A 15,797-nucleotide genomic window follows, 5' to 3' on the forward strand; every position below is an offset into this window, starting at 1 on the left:
TCGCGGGTCAGAAGAAGGTGTTGATGTTCTTGGCGGGCAGGACCGCGTGCCGCAGCACGACGAGCCGCCGCGCGATGCGCAACCCCTCGGGGGTGCGGCGCAACACGTCTTCGCGCCGCCCGTACAGGGTGGCCGAGTCGATGTCGCCCTGTCCGCGATGGTTGACGATGACCGAGCGGACGAGCAGTTCCCCCGCCGTGTCCGTGTCCTCGACCTCGATGTTGGACACCACGTGCAGGTGCCGGGTCGCCGGGTCCTCCGCCCACGCGGTCGGGGCCGTGAACCGGACGACCCGGCGGCGCAGGTCGTCGAGCGTGTCGTCGAAGTAGGCCATGCGGGACGGGGCGTAGCTGCCCTCGGTGTCGGCCCGGCCCCGGTTCTCCACCCCGGGCACCCAGTAGTGGGCGTCGTCGCAGAACAGGTCGAGCCACTCGGGGTAGCGTTCCTCGTCCAGCAGCCGCGCCTCGTACGCCAGGAACGCGTGGACCTCCCAGTACACCTCCGCCGAGGTCATCGCGTCTTCTCCAGGTCGTCCCATGTCGCGGCGCGCAGCAGTTGTGACCAGCGCCGGTAGAACGCCCGCTGGTTGGCGTCGTTGATCTGGCCGCGGTGCACGTTCCCCGGCAGTTCGGGGTGGTCGATCGCGGTGTCGGACCCGAGACCGTAGTAGAGCCGCTGCCGCCGCGTCACCACGCCCTGGTTGGAGCGTGTGGCGAGTTCCCAGTTCTCGCCGTCGTCCATCTCGAAGACGCCGGACGGGGAGAACGTCATCATCGCGCCCTTGCGCCAGGCGTCCTTGACCTCCGGTGGAGCGTTCCGGTTGACCAGCACCCACGTGTGCAGCTCGGTGCGGTGCGGGCCCTTGGGCTGCCAGGTGCGGAACGTGTTCTGGCCCGGGAGGAACGAGAAGTTCGGGAAGACGTTCACCGAGCTGATCGACCCGACCATGCGGGCGCGCAGCTCGCCGAGCCGTTCGGCGACCCGTTCCTGGTTCTCCCGCAGATAGTTCATGATCCGTTTGTCGCCGAGGGTGGCGGCGTTGCCGACGCCGTCGAGGTTGAACTCCCAGCAGTGGCCGTGCGCGTTGACGTGGTAGCTATCGGCGTCGTCCGCGCCGAGTTCGGCGACACCGCGTCCGATCATGGCCTCCGCGCCGGACGCGTGCGTCCATCCGGCGTGCAGCGCGTCGCCCGCGAAGTTCTCCGCCGCGATCTTCCAGTTGCAGCCCAGCACGGACTTGATCGAACCGCCCGCGAACTCGGTCCCGCCCGCGTCGTTGTCGAGCATCACGTCGAGGTAGTACGTGAACTCGCCGAGGTAGTCGCGCAGCGGCGGCGCGTCGGGGTCGAACGTGGCGAACACCAGTCCCTTGTAGGTGTCGAGCCGCGCGACGGGGGTGAGGCCGAGCCGGGCCTGGTCGAAGGTGGGTTCGCGTCCGTACGCGGCCGATTCGTGGACGCCGTTGAGCGTCCCGTCCAGGCCGAACGACCAGCCGTGGTAGTTGCACACGAATCCGCGGGCGGTCCCGGCCTCGGCGGTGCACACTCGGTTGCCCCGGTGGGGGCAGCTGTTGAGGTAGGCGCCGATGGACCCGTCACGCCGCCGGACGACGAGGACGTTGTCCTCCCCCATCCAGGTGGTGAGGAACGACCCGGGCTTCGGCAGCTGGGACTCGTGCGCGACGAACAACCAGCACCGGGCGAAGATGCGTTCCAGTTCCAGTTCGTAGACGGCCTGGTCCCAGAAGACGCGGCGGTCGAGCCAGCCGTCGTCCAAGCCGCAGAGGGAAAGCAGTTCCGGGTCGGTTCCGGTGGTCATGAGGATGCCTCCTGGGCCGAGGGGGCGAGGTGGGCGACGACGTGACCGTCCTCGACGGCCGCCGGGTAGACGGTGAGGGGACGGGTCGCCGGGAAACACAGGGGCCGCCCGCTCGCGAGGTCGAACTCCGCCCAGTGGACGGGGCACACCACCCGGTCGCCTTCCAGGTCGCCGTCGCTGAGGGACGCCTCGGCGTGCGTGCAGGTGTCGTCGGTGACGTGCACGGTCCCGTCCACGTTGGCGACCAGGACCGGGCCCGCTTCCTCGGTGACCACGCGCAGCATCCGTCCGGGCGGCACGTCCGCGAGGCGGCACAGGACCGTGCGGCACCCGCGGTCGGTGACGTCAGAGCGCATCGGCCGTCTCCAGCGGGAGCAGCTCGGCGAACCCGAGGCCGGTGATCCACTCGGGGACCGCCTCGTAGCCGATGACCTCGCCCCGGCACGGCCCGACGGCCGCCATCGCCGCGACGAACGTGCGGATCTCCAGGGCGCCGTTGCCCGCCTCCGCCTGGATCCGCCCGTCGTCGAGCCCGGCGAGCCCGGCGGTGTCGCCCGCCGTGACGCGGTCGAGGACCATCCGGTCGAAGTCGGTGTTGAGTTCGCCCATCCGCTCCGTCCCGACCCAGTGGCTGATGCCGCCGCTGCCGATGACGACGACGCGTTCGTCCTCGTCCGCGTCCTGGACGGCCGCGCGGATCGCCTCGCCGACGCGGACGGCGCGCGGCAACGGGATCAGCGGCTCGACGCCGCACGCCAGGTAGACGGGGATCACGGGCACGCCGAGCGGCTCGGCGACCAGGTGGTAGGGGATGACGACGGAGTGGTCCGCGGTGAAGGTCGGCGCGACCGCCCAGTCGACGCCGTTGCGGTGCCCGTGGGCGGCGATGTGCCGGGCCAGCGGCGCGTTGTCGGGCAGCGGGCCGCGCGTCAGCCCGGGAAGCCGCTCGACGGGGCCGTCCAGGTCGCCGGTGGCGATGAGCATCTGCGGCAGGCAGCCGGGGCCGAACAGGATGTAGTGGTCCGCGCCGATGATCAGCACGGTGGTGGGGTCCAGCGCGGCGAGCCGCCGCGAGATCTCCGCGTAGGCGTGGTGCACCCGGTCGCGCACCGGCGCGGGCGGCGCGTCCGGATGCGTGAGCATCATCGGGTCGTGGGGCAGCAGGAAGCCGCCGACGACGGTGCCCATGGTCACTCTCCCCTCGGTCCGCCGGACGCGGGGACGTCACCGCGCATCCGGGCCAGATATGCCTTGTCGCCCCGTTCGCCCGCGGCGGGGAGCATCAGCCAGAAGCCCCACACCAGCATCGGGTTGGCGCCGAGCCCGGCCAGGGCGCGCACGTCCCGGTCGGTGAGCAGGCGCAGCTCGCCGCCGGTGAGCCGGTAGCGGCGGGCGAAGCGGTCGGGGTCCTCGGTGAACGTCTCCCGGGCGCGCCGGTCGGTGTTCAGGTCGTACAGCGCCTTCTCGACGCCCGCGAGGCTCATGACAGCCGTCCGGCGAAGTCGTCGACGAGGGCGGTGAAGGCGGCGTGCCGCTCCAACTGCACCCAGTGGCCGCAGTGGCCGAACACGTGCAGGTCGGCGGACGGTATCTCGCGGGCCAGGCGCCAGCCCAGCTCGACCGGGATGACGCCGTCCTCGCGGCCGTGCACGACCAGGGTGGGACGGTCGATGGTCCGGAGCCGCTCCTCGGGGACGCCTCTGATGGGCGTGTCCCCCGGCGCGGGCTCGGGGATCAGTTTGCGGTACGCGTCCTGCGCGCCCGGACGGGCGCTCGCCTCGTACCGTGCGCGCACCATCTCGTCGGTGACCAGGTCGGGATCGTGCGGGAACAGCCGCAGGATGCGGCGCATCTCGTCGAGGTCCGGCTCGTAGTGCCAGCCCGCCCGGAGCCCCTCGGTCATCGTGAACGTCCCGGCCGGGGTGCCGAGCAGGACCAGACCGTCCACGCGGGACGGGTCGCGCAACGTGGCGGCCAGCGCCAGACCGCCGCCGAAGCTGTTGCCGACCAGCACCGCGGACGGGATGGCCAGGGCGTCCAGGAACCCGAACAGGTGCCGGACCCACAGCTTGATGCCGTAGGTGGCGTCCTCCTGGAAGCTCGTGCGGCCGAACCCGGCGATGTCGGGGGCGAGCACCCGGTGGTGCCGCGCCAGCTCCGGCAGGGTCCGCGACCAGTTGGACCAGGCGGACACGCCCGGCCCGGACCCGTGCAGCAGCACCACGGGCCGTCCGGAGCCCGCCTCGTGGTAGACGGTCTCGTGCCCGGCGGCCATGATCCGGCGGGTCCGGGCGGCCTCGTCGCGAAGCCCGCTGTCCATCGACACCACCCCTCAATTCGGTCGGTCGATCAATCGAATAAAACGGAAGTTAGCAGCCGAGTCCCCGCACTGTAAAGCCGATCGGTCGACCGATCGGACGTTGGGTACCATCGGCGGATGACACCGGAGAAGGCGGCACCACAGACGGAACAGGCCCCCGGCGGGGTCGCTGACCAGGCACCGAACGGCGAAAAGAACGGCACCGGGAACGGCGTGAAGGCGACGCGAAGGCGGCCGGGACGCAAGCCCGGCAGCCGCGCCGACGACTGGGAGGTCAAGCGCCGCCGGATCCTCGACGTGGCCGCCGAGGTGTTCTTCACCCGAGGCTACGAGCGGGGCACCACCAAGGAGATCGCCGAGCGGGCCGGGATGAGCCAGCCGACGATCTACCACTATGTGGGCTCCAAGGAAGTCCTCATGACGGAGATCGCGCGGCAGGTCGACCGCGACTTCACCGGCGCCCTGGACGACGCGCTCGCCGAGCCCGCCCCACCCGAGATCCAGTTGCGCCGCATGATCGAGGCGTTCGTGCGCGCGCTGGCGCTCAACCAGCGCACGTTCGCGGTGTACTGGAAGGAGTTCCGCTCGCTGCCCAAGGACGTCGGCCGCGAGGTCAGCGGCCACGAGCGAGACTTCGTCGTCCGGGTCGAGGAGGTGGTGGCACGCGCCCAGGAACAGGGGATCCTGCCGTCCGGGCATCCGACGCGCGTCGTCAGCGAGGGGATCCTCGGAATGATGAGCTGGATGCACTGGTGGTTCAAGCCCGACGAGTTCGACGCCGACCAGGTCGCCGCCGCGTTCTGCGATCTGATCGGGCTGCCCCCGGCGCCCGGCGACTGACCCGTCCGGCCGACCCGGCGGCGCCGTCCTTGGCTCGCCTCCCGGTCGCCTCCCGGTCGCCTCTCGTCCGCCTCGCGGGTTCGACCTGCGTCGATGTGGGTGTTGACGTTCAATCAATTGAACGATAGAAAAAATCCACCGCGGGTGAGAGGAGAACCCCATGCCTGCTCTGGACGAGACCGTCCCCGGTGGTGAGCGGCCGATGGCGGAGGGCCGCCGCGTCACCACGATCGTCGGGGCGTTGCGCGACGCGGTCGCCCACGCCCCCGGGCGGACGGCCGTGACGTGCGGCGACCAGACCCTGACCTACGCCGAGTTCGGCCGGGCCGCGGACGTCCTCGCGGCACGGCTGGCGGCGGCGGGCGCACGCGGCGGCACGGTCGCGCTCGCGATGCCCAACTCGCCGCGCATGGCGGTGGCGATCTTCGCGGTCTGGGCCGCGGGCGGCCGCGTCGCCTGCCTGAACCCGGGCTACACCCCCGCCGAGCTGACCCCGCTGCTACGAGCGTCGGCACCGGCGCTCGTGCTCACCGACGCGGCGGCCGAGGCGCCCGGACCGCACGACGCCGCCACCGAACTCGGGCTGACGATCCTTCCGGTCACCGACCAGGACCTGCGCCCGGACGGCGGCTCCACCCCCGAGGCGGTGAGCGACCCCGCGCCCGGCGACCGGGCGGCGCTGCTGTTCACCGGCGGCACCACCGGCCTGCCCAAGGGCGTGGAGTACACCCACGAGGCCCTGCTGAGCACGGTCGAGGGCGCCGAACTGTGCTGGCCGACCCGGCTGGACGAGGAGATCTGGCTCAACGTGGCGCCCATGTTCCACATCTGGGGCCTCGCGATCGGCTTCCTGCACCCGGTGTACGCGCGTGGCGGCCTGGTCATGGTTCCCCGGTTCGTTCCCGCGACCGTCGTCCAAGAACTGGAACGGCACCGCGCGACCATGTTCAGCGGCGGTCCTGCGGCCGTCTACGGCGGCGTCCTGTCCGTCCCGGCGCTGGCGGACGTCGACCTGTCGGCGCTGCGGGTCTGCCAGGGAGGCGGTTCGGCGATCTCCGCGGACCTCCAGGAACGCTGGCGGGCGACGACCGGCCTGTCCATCCACGAGGCGTACGGCATGACGGAGCTGGCGCCGATCGCCTGCAACCCGCCCGACGCGCCCCCGCGGCCCGGCTCGGTCGGGCTGCCCACCCCGGGCGTCGAGATCCAGATCGTCGACCTGACCGGCCACGAGCCGCTGCCGACGGGCATGACGGGCGAGATCCGCGTCCGCGCCCCGCACATGCTGCGCCACTACCTCGGGCTGGACGGCGCGCCGATCGAGGCGCTCACCGACGGCTGGTTCCACACCGGCGACATGGGGCGCTTCGACGAGGACGGCTACCTGCACATCGTCGACCGCAAGAAGGACATGATCATCGTGGGCGGCTTCAACGTCTATCCACGCGAGATCGACGACGTGCTGCTGGCGCACCCGGCCGTGGCCGAGTCCGCCACGGTCGGCGTCCCCGACGACCGCAAGGGCGAGCGTCCCGTCGCTTTCGTGGCGGCCGGGCCGGACGCCCCGCTCGATTCGGCGGAGCTCACCGAGCACTGCGCGCGGCACCTGGCCGCCTACAAGCAGCCGGTGCGGATCATCGCCGTTCCGCAGCTCCCCCGCACCCCGGCCAACAAGATCGACCGGATCGCGTTGCGCCGCCATCCGGCGCTCGCGCCCGGCGCGCGGCCGTCCACGAGCTGACCCGGGCGGACAGCGTGGTCCGTCTCCCGTTCCCCTGCACTGCCGCCGAGCACGCCGCGAACTCCACGGACGGTCCGCCAACGAGATCCGGTGGGACGCGTCGACGGGTTCGGCCGACCGGACCTCACCGACGGAAGTGATCGCATATGGCGGGCGGACCACTCAAAGAACGCGTCACCTGGGACGGCGGCGGGCCGGGGACGCCCGCCACGGACCCATTCCTCTCCCTCGTCACCACCACGCGGGCGGCGGACGGGGACAGGCGGACGGCCGTCGACAAGGCCGTCACGCTGCTGAAGTCGATCGCCGAGTACGACACCGAGATCGGGGTGAGCGAACTCGCCCGGCGGACCCGGCTGACCAAGTCCACGACCTTCCGGTTGCTCGGCATCCTCGAACGCAACGGCCTCGTCGACCGGGTCGGCGGAGGCTACCGGCTCAGCGCGCGGCTGTTCGACATCGGCACCCGCGTGTACGGGCCCGGCCCGGGGCTGCTGCGCGAGCGGCTCCTGCCGTACCTGGTCGACCTGCACGGCATGACCCATGAGACCGTGCATCTGGCGGTGCTGCACCGCACCGAGATCGTGTACGTCTACAAGCTGCACGGTCACCGGTCGGCGCGGGTGCCGTCCGAGATCGGGTGCCGCCGTCCCGCGCACTCCACGGGCGTCGGGAAGGCGCTGCTGGCCTTCGACCACGACGCGGCCGAACTCGTCGTCGACGGCCCCCTGCCGGCGCACACCCCGTACACGATCCGCGACCCCGAGGCGTTGCGGCGGGAGCTGCGGCGCGTCCGGGAGGACGGTATCGCCGTCGACCGGCAGGAGACCGTGACCGGCCTCTGCTGCGTCGCGACCCCGATCATGGGCGCCGGGCGGCGTCCCGTGGCGGCGCTGTCCGTCGTCGTCGCGGACCACAGGTTCGACCCGGCCCGGCTCGCGCCAGCCCTGCGGCGGGTGGCGCACCAGGCGTCCCGCGCTCTGTCGGCCACGTCGGCGAGCGCCCCGCGTCGGCTCTGATCTTCTCCCCTTTGGCCTGCGCGTTCTCGCGCCGTGCCACATGGCGGCACATCCGCTTTCGGTTCTCCCGGGCTCGGTTCACAGTCGAGCCGCATAACAGCCATGCACTCCCTGTGGAGGAGGGCCCGTCCAGATGTTGGAAGTCACAGACCTGACCGTGCGGTACGGCCCGCACATGACCGCCCTCGACCATTGCTCGCTGTCGTGTCCGGCCTCCGGTGTGGTCGCGGTGCTGGGCAGCAACGGCGCCGGCAAGACCACGCTGATGCGGGCGATCTCCGGTGTGCTCGACCACCACGGTGGCCGTGTCGCCGGAGGCAGGATCACCTTTCGCGGGGAGACGATCACCGGCCGGGACCCGGCCTGGATCGTCGGGTCGGGCGTCGTCCAGGTCCCCGAGGGTCGGCGGGTCTTCGCGGGCATGACCGTGGAGGACAACCTGCGGGCGGGGGCGGTCCGCGCCGGGTCCCGGTCGGTGCGCGCGCAGGCGTACGACCGCGTCCACGCGTTGTTCCCGGTGCTGGCCGAGCGCCGCGACCAGCGCGCGGGGCTGCTGTCGGGCGGCGAGCAGCAGATGCTCGCGATCGGCCGGGGGCTGATGTCGGAGCCGGACATGCTGCTGCTCGACGAGCCGTCCCTCGGCCTCGCCCCGAAGATGGTCGAGCACATCGGACGCGTCGTCACCGAGATCCGGGCGCAGGGCACGGCCGTCCTCCTGGTGGAGCAGAACGCGGCCATGGCCCTGTCGATCGCCGACCACGCCTACGTCATGGAGGCCGGGACGGTGGCGCTGGAGGGCGACGCCGCGGACCTGGAGGCGTCCGACGAGGTGCGGGCCCGCTACCTCGGCGACCCGCGCGGACCCGAGCCGACGACGACCGGCCGGGGCCGCTCGCTGAGCGTGTGGGTGCCATGAGGCTCAGCCTGCGGGAGGTCTCCCTGAACTTCGGCGGCGTGCGGGCGCTCGACGGGGTGTCCTTCGACGTCGAGCCCGGCAGCGTCCACGCCGTGATCGGGCCGAACGGCGCGGGCAAGAGCTCGTGCTTCAACGCCGTCTGCGGCATCTACGCGGTCGGCGGCTCGATCCGCCTCGGCGACCGGGAGCTGACCGGGCTCCCACCGCACGTGGTCGCCGGGCTGGGCGTCGCCCGCGCGTTCCAGAACATCGCGCTCGGCGGTGCGGACACCGTCCTGGACAACCTGATGGTCGCCCGGCACCACCTCACCGGCGCCGGTTTCGTGTCCGCGGGGCTCGGGCTGCGCCGCGTCCGCCGGGAGGAGCACCGGCACCGGCTGCGGGTCACCGAGATCGCCGAGTTCAGCGGGCTCGCGGACGTCCTGGACACGCCCGTCGCCGAACTGTCCTACGGCGACCGCAAGCGGGTCGAGTTCGCCCGCGCGCTCGCGATGGAACCGCGGGTCCTGCTGCTGGACGAGCCCGTCGCCGGGATGACCTACCACGAGAAGGCGGCGACCGTCGCGCTGATCCGGGAGACCCGCGAGGTGCTCGGCGTGTCGGTGGTGCTCGTGGAGCACGACATGCCGCTCGTCATGGGCCTCGCCGACCGGATCACCGTCCTCGACTTCGGTCGGGTCATCGCCGACGGGCCGCCCGCGCATGTCCGCGAACATCCGGACGTCCTGCGCGCCTACCTGGGAGCACACCCATGAACCGCCTGATCGAACTTCTCGCCATCGGCGTCTCGCTCGGATCGATCTACGCCCTCATCGCCGTCGGCTTCGCCGTGATCTTCAAGGGCACCCGGGTGGTGAACTTCGCCCAGGGATCGATCCTGCTGCTCGGCGCCTACATCGTCGCGGTGCTGTCCCCGCATGTCGGTTTCTGGGCCGCGCTCGGGTTCGGGCTCGCGGCGGGCGCGCTCGGCGGCCTCGCCCTGTACGGGCTGGTCGGGCTCGTCCGGCACGGCGACCACATGACGCTGTCGATCCTGACGATCGGCGCGGACGTGCTGCTCGCCACCGAACTCGCCCGCCGCGTCGGGTCGCGGGTGATGCCGACCGGCGACCCGTGGTCGGACGGGGTGCTGCGGGTCGCGGGGTTGACCGTCCCGCACGCGCGGGTCGCGGCGCTGCTGTCGGCGCTGCTGGTGATCGGGCTGCTGTTCGTGGTGTTCCAACGCACCGCCTGGGGCGTCTCCTGGCGTTCCGCGGCCGCCGACCCGGAGGTCGCGACGCTCATGGGGATCAGGCTCCGGCGTGTCCGCGGCGCGTCCTGGCTGATCGGCGACGCGCTCGCCACGCTCGCCGGACTGTTCCTCGTCGCCTTCCCCAACACCGGGGTGGAGGCGCACACCGGGCTGCTGGCCCTGCGCGCCATCCCCGCCGTGATCATCGGCGGGCTGGACTCCCCCGAGGGCGCCGTGCTGGGCGGTCTCGCGGTCGGCGTCGCCGAGACCCTCGTCGCGGGATACGGCGACGAGTTGGGCTTCCTCGGCCAGGGTGCCGGGGACGTCACGCCCTACCTGCTGATGATCCTCGTCCTGTTGTGGCGACCGTCCGGGCTGTTCGGGAGCAGGGAGGCCGTCCGTGTCTAGGCCCACGTCCAAGGTCACCCGGTACGCGGGGACGGCGGCGGCGCTCCTGCTCCTCCTCGCGATGCCCTACTACCTCGACGCGTTCTGGTTGCAGGTCGGCGCGTTCGTGATGGCCGCGATCATCGGCGCGATCGGGCTGACCGTCCTGGTGGGGTCGGCGGGGCAACTGTCCCTGGCGCACGCCTTCTTCCTGGCCGTCGGCGCGTACGGTTACGCGTTCCTCGCGGGCGAGCCCGGCGCCGGTTCCGCCGGGACGACCCTGTCCGGGCCCGGCCTGCCGACGACCGTCGCCGCGCTGCTCGCCGTCGCCCTCGCCGGGGCCGCCGGGCTGGCGTTCAGCCCGGTCGCGGGACGGCTCCACGGCCTCTACCTGGGCGTCGCGTCCCTCGGCCTGGTGTTCCTCGGACAGCACGTCCTGTTCAACGCCCGTCCGGTGACCGGTGGCTTCAACGGACGTCCGATCCCCGAACTGTCCGTCCTGGGGTTCGAGTTGACCGGCGACGAACCGGACCTGGTGCTGCTGGGCGTGCCGTTCGGTGCCCGGGAGCGCCTCTGGTACATGGCCCTCCTCTGCGCGGTCGCCGCCTACGTCGTCGCGGGACGGATCGTCCGCGGCAGGCCGGGCCGGGCGCTGCGCCTCATGCGGCAGAACCCGATCGCCGCCGCGAGCATGGGCGTTCCGCTGCGCCGGTACCGGGCGGGCGCGTTCGTGTTCTCCGCGATGTACGCCGGGGTCGCCGGGATCCTGATCGCGCTCACCGCGCGGCGCGTCGTCCCCGACCACTTCGGCCTGGTCCTGTCGGTCGAGTACCTGGCGATGGTCGTCATCGGCGGCCTCGGCTCGGTCCGCGGCGCCGCGGTCGGCGCGGCGTTCATCACCGGGACGCCGCTCGTCCTGTCCCACTACGGCGACGCGATCGGCGTGTTCGCCCGGCCCGGCGAGGACGGGATCGACGCCGCCACCGCCGTCCGCCTGCTCTACGGCGCGGCGATCGTCGCGTTCGTCATCGGTTCAGCTCAGAAGGGAAGACCCCATGCCATCACGATCACGATGGACCGCGCTCGGCGCGCTCTGCCTGGCGTTTCTCGTCGCCGGTTGCAGCGGCAAGGCCGCTGAGGGCACGGGCGGCGCGGGCGACGACGGGGTGAAGACGGGCCCCGGCGTCACCGCGAAGACGATCCGGCTCGGCGCGATGAGCGACCTGTCGGGCGCCGTCTTCGGGCCGCTCGGCCGCACCCAGGTCCAGGGCAACCAGCTCTATATCGACAAGATCAACAAGGCCGGGGGCATCTGCGGGCGGCGCCTGGAACTGGTCGTGAAGGACCACGGCTACGACGTCCAGAAGGCCACCGTCGCGTTCAGCGAACTGGAGCCGCAGGTGCTCGGCATCACGCATCTGCTCGGCTCGCCGATCACCGCCGCGCTGGAGCCGGAGATCACGACGAAGAAGCTGCTCACGGTGCCGTCGTCGTTCGCGTCGTCCCTGCTGAAGAGCGAGTACCTGGCGGTCCTCGGCACCACCTACGACATCGACATGATCAACGGTCTGGCCCATCTCGTGTCGAAGGGGAAGCTCGCCAAGGGCGACACGGTCAGCCACATCTACTTCGAGGGCGAGTACGGCACCAACGCCCTGAAGGGCAGCACCTGGGCAGCGGGACGGCTCGGCCTGACGTTGAGGGGCGTCCAGATCAAGGCGACCGACGCGGACCTCACCGCCCAGGTCACCAGGCTGAAGTCGGACGGGGCGAAGGCGATCCTGCTCAGCGCGTCGGCCCGCCAGACCGCGTCCGTCGCGGGCGTGACCCGCTCGATCGGCCTGGACGTGCCCATCGTGACGCAGACCCCCGGGTTCGACCCGGCGCTGCTCGACACTCCCGTCCGCGCGGCGCTGGAGAAGAACCTGACCGTCCTGACGTCCTACGCCCCCTACGGAGCGGACGCACCGGGCCCGAAGGAGGTGGCGGCGCTGTTCAAGGCCAAGCACCCGAACGAGCCCCCGAACGCGCTGGTCGACTACGGCTACGTGTCCGCGCAGGTCATCGGTGAAGCGCTCAAGCAGGCGTGCACCGACAAGGACCTCACCCGCGAAGGGCTGGGCACCGCCTACCGGAAGCTGAAGAGCCTCGACACCGGCGGGCTGATGGCCCCGATGGACTTCACCGTCCGCGGCGCCCCCGCGTCGACGCAGACGTTCATCTCCAGGGTCGACGGGTCCGCCGAGGGCGGCCTGGTCGCGGAGACCGGCCTGTACCGCGCCCAGATCACCCCCGAGTACAAGGTCGGATGAGCGACGGCGGCGCGGGCCCTCGGGCCGCGAACGGGCAGAATGCCAAGCATGACTGTGAACCTGCCTGAGGGCACCGCGCTGCCGCTGATCGGTTTCGGAACCTGGGAACTGCGGGGCACGACGGCGTACGACTCGGTCCGCGCCGCGTTGGACATCGGCTACCGGCATCTCGACACCGCGACGCTGTACAAGAACGAGGCGGACGTCGGCCGAGCCGTCAAGGACAGCGGCCTGGACCGGGAGCAGGTCTTCATCACCACCAAGCTGCGCCCGCAGGACGCGCGGCAGGCCCGCGGCGCCCTGGAGTCGAGCCTCCGCCTCCTCGACACCGACTACGTGGACCTCTGGCTCATCCACTGGCCGACCGGCGAGGACGACCTCGTCCCGACATGGCAGGCCCTGTTGGACGCCAAGGACGCGGGCCTGGTCCGCAATGCCGGAGTGAGCAACTACAGCCCGGAACAGATCGACCTGCTGACCAAGGCGACGGGCCGCCAACCCGCCGTCAACCAGATCTCCTGGAGCCCCTCCCGGCACGACCCGGCCCTTTTGGAGGAACACCACCGCCGGGGAGTCGTCGTCGAAGGCTACAGCGGCCTCAAGAACGCCGACCTGAACGACCCGACCCTCACCGAGATCGCTGAACGGCACGGGGTCACCCCCGCCCAGGTCGTCCTCCGCTGGCACCTCGAACACGACATCGTCGTCATCCCCCGCTCCTCCCGCCGCGAGCGCATCGCCTCCAACTTCGACCTGAACGGCTTCGCCCTCACCGAAGAAGAGGTCGCGGCCATCGACTCCCTGACCTGACCGAGGGGCGGCGCCGACCCGGCGGGACGGCGCCGCCCGCTCACCAGGCGAATGTCAGCATTGACGCCACGACCGAGACCGCCGCGCGGCCATGAATCGTTCGACGGCTAAAGCGTGTCTAAAGGCAGGCGGGGGCGGTGTTGACGCAAGTGAGTGTGGGGAATGAAAATGCGGGTCTCGGGTATTTCGATCTGGACGGCAAACACTGATGTCGACGATCGCCGCGGACCTTGTCGCGCTGAAGAAGATGGCCCTGCTGTTGACGGCGCCCCCGGAGGGGCGGGTGCGGCGGCGTTATGAGTTGTACGCCTCTTTCAGTCTGGGCGAGCAACTGACCGACACGTCCTATCTGAACTTCGGGTACTGGGACGACGGGTGCGAGAGCCTCGACGACGCCTCCCGGGCCCTCGCCGATCTTCTGGCCGACCATGCCCGGTTCACCGCGGGCGATCACATTCTCGATGTCGGTTGCGGCTACGGCGAGCAGGACTTCCACTGGCTGCGCACACGTGAACCCGGGCGGATCGTGGGAGTCGACATCACTCCGCACCATGTGCGGGCGGCCGCGGAGCGCGCCAGGGGCCTCGAAGGCGGCCTCACCTTCCAGGAAGGGTCGGCGACTTCGCTGGACTTCGCGGAAGGGAGTTTCGACCGGGTGGTCGCGTTGGAATCGGCGTTCCATTTCCGTACCCGCGAGGATTTCTTCCGTCAGGCTTACCGGGTTCTTCGTCCCGGGGGCGTGCTGGCCCTCGCCGACATCATTCCGCCGACCAGGGGCTCGGGGCCGGTGCCCGCCAGGCGGGAGAACCGGATCGGCAGGGCCGTCCACCCGGCCAACTGGTATCCGGCGGACGGTTACGTCGACCGTCTCAAGGGAGCCGGATTCCACGATGTCCGCCTGGTCTCCATTGGCGACCGCGTGTACGCGCCACTGCGGAAGTACTTCGCACGGAAGATTCTTGATCCTCATCTCCGGACGAGAGGCTTGAAGAACCTTCTCCTCTGGCAGTTGCGGCGGGAGGTGCGGCGCGAGTCGGCGGACGAACTCAACGTCGACTACGTCGTCGTCAGCGCGACAAAGCCCGGCGAGGCCATTGTCGACGGCGATTAGCGGCGCTTTAGACGCCTCGGTTTTAATTGCCGCGAAGCGATCCGCACAGAGGGGAAAGCCCCGTGGCCAAGAACCGGCGTCGAATCAAGGTCTTCCTCGGGCACCTGATGGAGGAGATCGGTTATGTGTGCGGTGTGCTGCTGGGACATCCGATGCCGCGCACGAAGCGGTCGGCGTCGCGTGGCGCCACGCCTGAACTGACGGCGCCGCCGTCCGGACATCCGGAGCGCGTGTCGGCGGAGCCGCCCACGGCCGAGGAAGAACACCTGTGGCGTCAGCTCGACGGGCTGCTGCGGGACTGAGCGGACCGGTCCGGTGTTCTCAGGGGGCGCTTTCCAGTTGCGTGATGATGGGCGTCAACAGTTCGTTCAGCCCGGCGACCATGACGGTGAGGGCGCGGTGGGCGGTGTCGACGAGGTGGTCGTCCGGGTCGTCGGGCGCGGCCGGTAGACCCTCAAGCGGCAGTGGGGCGTCGACCAGCAGCGTCGCCCGCGCGTAGGGGACCTTGGCCAGGTCCTGTTGGGCGGGTTCGACGAACTGACCGAAGACCTCCGGCCAGCCCTGCCAGCCGCGGTCGCGCCACCACGTACGGGTCGTCTGCAGCGCGTCCGGCAGCGGCGACACGAGCGTCACCCCGGCGGTCAGCGACCCGTCCCAGGTGTTGCGGACGCAGGACACCGACAGCACCCGGCGGTGCCAGCGCACCAGGCCGGGTGACGAGATCGGCGGCGTGGCGACCCGCCACGCGGCGCAGGCGAACGAGACGGGCGCGATGTCGCCCCAGGTTCCCTCGAACTCACCGAGGTTGGCGAAGAGCGTCTCCGCGTAGCGGCCCGCACCGCTTTCACCGGCCTCCCTGTCGTGCCGGTTGTCCAGCCAGAACGCCTGCTGCGTGCTCATCTACGACGATCTCTCCGTTCAGGCGGAGGTTATTCCGGCCGTGGGTGGGCTGTCGGGGACGGTGTTGGGTTTGGGCACGCCCTTGAAGGTGAACTTGGCGTTCTCCACCGTGTTCTCCTTGTCGTCGGGATCGAAGCCCTCGGTGCCGACCAGCACGATCTGCCCGGCCTTGAGCTCGCTGTACAGGATCTTCTCCGACAGCTGGTCCTCGATCTCCCGCTGGATCGTGCGCCGCAACGGCCGCGCACCCAACACCGGATCGTAACCGCGCAGGGCCAGCAGGTCCTTGGCCTCCTGCTGAAGCTCGATCCCCATGTCGCGGTCCTTGAGCCGGTCATCGACCTTGGCGATCATCAGGTCCACGATCTGGATGATCTCGTTCGGGGTGAGCT

At 71.0% G+C, this 15,797-nt stretch carries 18 protein-coding genes and 1 pseudogene; 11 read left to right on the top strand and 8 right to left on the bottom strand.

Features of this window, described 5'->3' with window-relative positions; genetic code table 11:
- Positions 1-7: 7 nt before the first annotated feature.
- From D0T12_RS30215 to D0T12_RS30240, 6 genes are read right to left on the bottom strand one after another with little or no spacing between them, the layout of a single operon-like run.
- On the bottom strand, positions 8-514 hold the full coding sequence (locus tag D0T12_RS30215; RefSeq protein ID WP_117403885.1) for a 3-phenylpropionate/cinnamic acid dioxygenase subunit beta: 507 nt from the start codon (positions 512-514) through the stop codon (positions 8-10).
- Positions 511-1,818, bottom strand: coding sequence for an aromatic ring-hydroxylating oxygenase subunit alpha (locus D0T12_RS30220; RefSeq protein ID WP_117403886.1), 1,308 nt, complete (start codon positions 1,816-1,818; stop codon positions 511-513). The genes D0T12_RS30215 and D0T12_RS30220 overlap by 4 nt, the downstream gene beginning before the upstream one ends.
- Positions 1,815-2,174, bottom strand: a complete 360-nt coding sequence (locus tag D0T12_RS30225) for a non-heme iron oxygenase ferredoxin subunit (RefSeq protein ID WP_117403888.1) — start codon at positions 2,172-2,174, stop codon at positions 1,815-1,817. The genes D0T12_RS30220 and D0T12_RS30225 overlap by 4 nt, the downstream gene beginning before the upstream one ends.
- Positions 2,164-3,006, bottom strand: coding sequence for a DODA-type extradiol aromatic ring-opening family dioxygenase (locus tag D0T12_RS30230; RefSeq protein ID WP_117403890.1), 843 nt, complete (start codon positions 3,004-3,006; stop codon positions 2,164-2,166). The genes D0T12_RS30225 and D0T12_RS30230 overlap by 11 nt, the downstream gene beginning before the upstream one ends.
- 2 nt (positions 3,007-3,008) lie before the next feature.
- Positions 3,009-3,302 (bottom strand): hypothetical protein, encoded by a 294-nt coding sequence (locus tag D0T12_RS30235; RefSeq protein WP_117403892.1) that lies wholly within the window; start codon positions 3,300-3,302, stop codon positions 3,009-3,011.
- Positions 3,299-4,138, bottom strand: a complete 840-nt coding sequence (locus D0T12_RS30240) for an alpha/beta fold hydrolase (RefSeq protein WP_117403894.1) — start codon at positions 4,136-4,138, stop codon at positions 3,299-3,301. The genes D0T12_RS30235 and D0T12_RS30240 overlap by 4 nt, the downstream gene beginning before the upstream one ends.
- A 117-nt stretch (positions 4,139-4,255) precedes the next feature.
- On the opposite strand from D0T12_RS30240, the gene D0T12_RS30245 reads away from it, so the two are divergent.
- The 11 genes from D0T12_RS30245 (at position 4,256) to D0T12_RS30295 (ending at position 14,807) form a co-directional block, all read left to right on the top strand.
- Positions 4,256-4,978, top strand: a complete 723-nt coding sequence (locus tag D0T12_RS30245) for a TetR/AcrR family transcriptional regulator (RefSeq protein WP_117403896.1) — start codon at positions 4,256-4,258, stop codon at positions 4,976-4,978.
- Positions 4,979-5,138: 160 nt separating this feature from the next.
- On the top strand, positions 5,139-6,719 hold the full coding sequence (locus D0T12_RS30250) for a class I adenylate-forming enzyme family protein (protein ID WP_117403898.1): 1,581 nt from the start codon (positions 5,139-5,141) through the stop codon (positions 6,717-6,719).
- A gap of 146 nt (positions 6,720-6,865) precedes the next feature.
- Positions 6,866-7,738, top strand: coding sequence for an IclR family transcriptional regulator (locus D0T12_RS30255; protein ID WP_117403900.1), 873 nt, complete (start codon positions 6,866-6,868; stop codon positions 7,736-7,738).
- Between the two features lie 133 nt (positions 7,739-7,871).
- Positions 7,872-8,654, top strand: a complete 783-nt coding sequence (locus D0T12_RS30260; RefSeq protein ID WP_117403902.1) for an ABC transporter ATP-binding protein — start codon at positions 7,872-7,874, stop codon at positions 8,652-8,654.
- Positions 8,651-9,409: an ABC transporter ATP-binding protein gene (locus D0T12_RS30265; protein WP_117403904.1), complete on the top strand. Its 759-nt coding sequence runs from the start codon at positions 8,651-8,653 to the stop codon at positions 9,407-9,409. The genes D0T12_RS30260 and D0T12_RS30265 overlap by 4 nt, the downstream gene beginning before the upstream one ends.
- Complete coding sequence (locus D0T12_RS30270; RefSeq protein ID WP_117403906.1) at positions 9,406-10,293, top strand: branched-chain amino acid ABC transporter permease; 888 nt, start codon at positions 9,406-9,408, stop codon at positions 10,291-10,293. Before D0T12_RS30265 ends, D0T12_RS30270 begins: the two co-directional genes overlap by 4 nt.
- A complete protein-coding gene (locus D0T12_RS30275) occupies positions 10,286-11,410 on the top strand; it encodes a branched-chain amino acid ABC transporter permease (protein WP_233526369.1) in 1,125 nt (374 codons plus the stop codon). Before D0T12_RS30270 ends, D0T12_RS30275 begins: the two co-directional genes overlap by 8 nt.
- A complete protein-coding gene (locus tag D0T12_RS30280; RefSeq protein ID WP_117403908.1) occupies positions 11,328-12,584 on the top strand; it encodes an ABC transporter substrate-binding protein in 1,257 nt (418 codons plus the stop codon). The genes D0T12_RS30275 and D0T12_RS30280 overlap by 83 nt, the downstream gene beginning before the upstream one ends.
- 48 nt (positions 12,585-12,632) lie before the next feature.
- Positions 12,633-13,394, top strand: a complete 762-nt coding sequence (locus D0T12_RS30285) for an aldo/keto reductase (RefSeq protein WP_233526370.1) — start codon at positions 12,633-12,635, stop codon at positions 13,392-13,394.
- Between the two features lie 208 nt (positions 13,395-13,602).
- The gene (locus D0T12_RS30290) at positions 13,603-14,505 is read left to right on the top strand and encodes an SAM-dependent methyltransferase (RefSeq protein ID WP_117403912.1); all 903 of its coding nucleotides are present in this window, start codon (positions 13,603-13,605) and stop codon (positions 14,503-14,505) included.
- Positions 14,506-14,567: 62 nt separating this feature from the next.
- The gene (locus D0T12_RS30295) at positions 14,568-14,807 is read left to right on the top strand and encodes a DUF6059 family protein (protein WP_117403913.1); all 240 of its coding nucleotides are present in this window, start codon (positions 14,568-14,570) and stop codon (positions 14,805-14,807) included.
- A gap of 19 nt (positions 14,808-14,826) precedes the next feature.
- Here D0T12_RS30295 and D0T12_RS30300 read toward each other — a convergent pair whose 3' ends face one another.
- Together D0T12_RS30300 and D0T12_RS30305 are read right to left on the bottom strand one after the other, a co-directional pair.
- A complete protein-coding gene (locus tag D0T12_RS30300; protein WP_117403914.1) occupies positions 14,827-15,405 on the bottom strand; it encodes a hypothetical protein in 579 nt (192 codons plus the stop codon).
- 18 nt (positions 15,406-15,423) lie between these two features.
- Positions 15,424-15,797, bottom strand: a pseudogene (locus D0T12_RS30305) (NDP-hexose 4-ketoreductase); the annotation flags it as partial.

It is taken from the genome of Actinomadura spongiicola (assembly GCF_003432485.1).
GTDB lineage: Bacteria > Actinomycetota > Actinomycetes > Streptosporangiales > Streptosporangiaceae > Spirillospora > Spirillospora spongiicola.